The organism is Arsenophonus nasoniae DSM 15247, assembly GCF_000429565.1.
GTDB classification, from domain to species: Bacteria; Pseudomonadota; Gammaproteobacteria; order Enterobacterales; family Enterobacteriaceae; genus Arsenophonus; species Arsenophonus nasoniae.
Genome location: NZ_AUCC01000201.1, coordinates 1 through 1,842, shown reverse-complemented (window position 1 = coordinate 1,842; position 1,842 = coordinate 1). Strand labels below are relative to the sequence as shown.

Annotated in this window: 3 protein-coding genes; all 3 read left to right on the top strand. The window is 32.5% G+C overall.

Translation table 11 applies throughout. From position 1 onward, the window contains the following. Positions 1-81 precede the first annotated feature (81 nt). The gene (locus G468_RS0117420) at positions 82-1,149 is read left to right on the top strand and encodes a phage/plasmid replication domain-containing protein (protein WP_071846919.1); all 1,068 of its coding nucleotides are present in this window, start codon (positions 82-84) and stop codon (positions 1,147-1,149) included. Between the two features lie 17 nt (positions 1,150-1,166). Continuing rightward, on the top strand, positions 1,167-1,493 hold the full coding sequence (locus G468_RS0117415) for a single-stranded DNA-binding protein (RefSeq protein ID WP_026824084.1): 327 nt from the start codon (positions 1,167-1,169) through the stop codon (positions 1,491-1,493). A 131-nt stretch (positions 1,494-1,624) separates the two neighbouring features. After that, positions 1,625-1,842: hypothetical protein (locus tag G468_RS0117410; protein WP_026824083.1), on the top strand; the 218-nt coding region annotated here is incomplete at its 3' end.

The following is a 1,842-nucleotide window of genomic DNA, read 5'->3' as shown; positions in this document are numbered from 1 at the left end:
ATTTATTGTTTAAAATTTTAAAAGTTTAAAATGTAATACGATTGGCTGAAAGCAGAACAGGACTTTATTTTTCCGTTACCGATGTTAGGGGACGTAGCTTATCAACGTATACGGATTGATACGGGAGAGGCCTTTGAATTGACTCAGCCAAATTTTTGTCATGAGGGATCATTTTGTGATTTGGTCAATATAAGGATACGCGGTTCTGTATTGATTATGAGTGGTAATCCGTCTCGATGGGGGAAATTGGATAATGTATTTGGCTGTCAATCTGTTGATGAATGTTTTGATGTTTTTAATGGTATTTTATGTTCTTTAGGATTACCGCCGTTTTCAAAAGGGGCTCGTTTTAAATTGCGTCAGTCTCCAGAGGGTACAGTAGCGGGGCACGTTTGGAATGGCGCATTAATTAAAGAAATACATATCAATCAAAATATTGCAGTAGGTTATGACAATGAAAGGGCGTTTATTCGGGGAATGTCGACACTCCGTTTTAGAAATTCGATCCCTCGGTTACATACCAATGGTATGACGTGTGATTGGTTATCGAAATTAGGTAATGCTCATTTAATTTATCCCAGTGTTTATTGTAAGGCGCATGATTTATTAATTCACTCAATGAAGAAAATAGAAAATAAATTTGGAAATGAAAGTCAGGAATATAAATATTTAAAGATGTTATATGAATACTTGGTATTAGAAGGCATAGTCAGATTTGAATTGAAATTACATGGCAAATATTTACAGCGATATAAATTATGTTATTGGGGTTATTCAGAATTTGATGAATTAAAAACGTTATTAAATGAGTTTATCGCATTACCAGAGAAATTATCGGTGACGAACATGGATATAAAAACGGTAGCAAATGAATTAATTGAAAAAGGTATTGTTGATAGTACCCGAGCTGCTAATACAACGGCTTTTTATGCGTATTCATGGACGTTAGGTGAGCGCTTTGATTTAAATAAAAAACAAGTACAAGTTCATCGAGCACGTTTACGTAAAATCGGTATTGATATTGCGGATGAATATAACGTGTCTTTATTTCCTAGTGTGGTGGTGCGTAATGTGCGTGAAATTAAACCTTATATTGTTGAAAAACCAAACTGGTATAGAGAAAGAAATCATTTAATGCTGGTCGCTTAATAAAGAGAGAATTAAATATGGCAATGATAACGGTAGATTCAAGATATTTATTAATGGTTGAAATTGAAGAAAGTGATGTTCGGGTTTTAGAAAAGGAATTTTTTAAAAAAGATGAAAATGGTAATAAAAAAGATGAAGCGATAAAACGTTATTATCAAATTGGATTATTACATAAAGGTCGACAAAATATTGAAATTTCCATTCCATTAAAAGAAGGTCAATTGCCATATTCCGCAGGGCAATATTTATATCATCCGAATTCTTTTGCGGTAAATAAATATGGCAATCTTGAAATTGCTTATGATCAAATATTTGTGCTTATTTCAGAAGCTAAATCAAAATAATTTGATATTAATGAACTAGTTTGTCGTATTTCAGGTTATAAGCGTTCCTTTAGATATCCTGATAAAAAAACAGGGTAAATGACATTTGGGTATAACGTTGAAATGTTCCTTGATTTAGCAGAGTAGCTAGTATGGAAGATGACTTTGATATTACAACTAAATTATGTCATCCCATTGTGAATACTAATGGGAATGAAAATAGTTGTAATGACGTAATTTTGAAATTATCGAAAACAGAAGTTATTAAGCTTCAATCTTTGGTTATTTCAAATAATCCGCCGTTAGGAGAATTCAATGTAAATATCTTAGGGGCTGGGTTAGGGCTTGTCTTGATCTTTTATGTATTAGG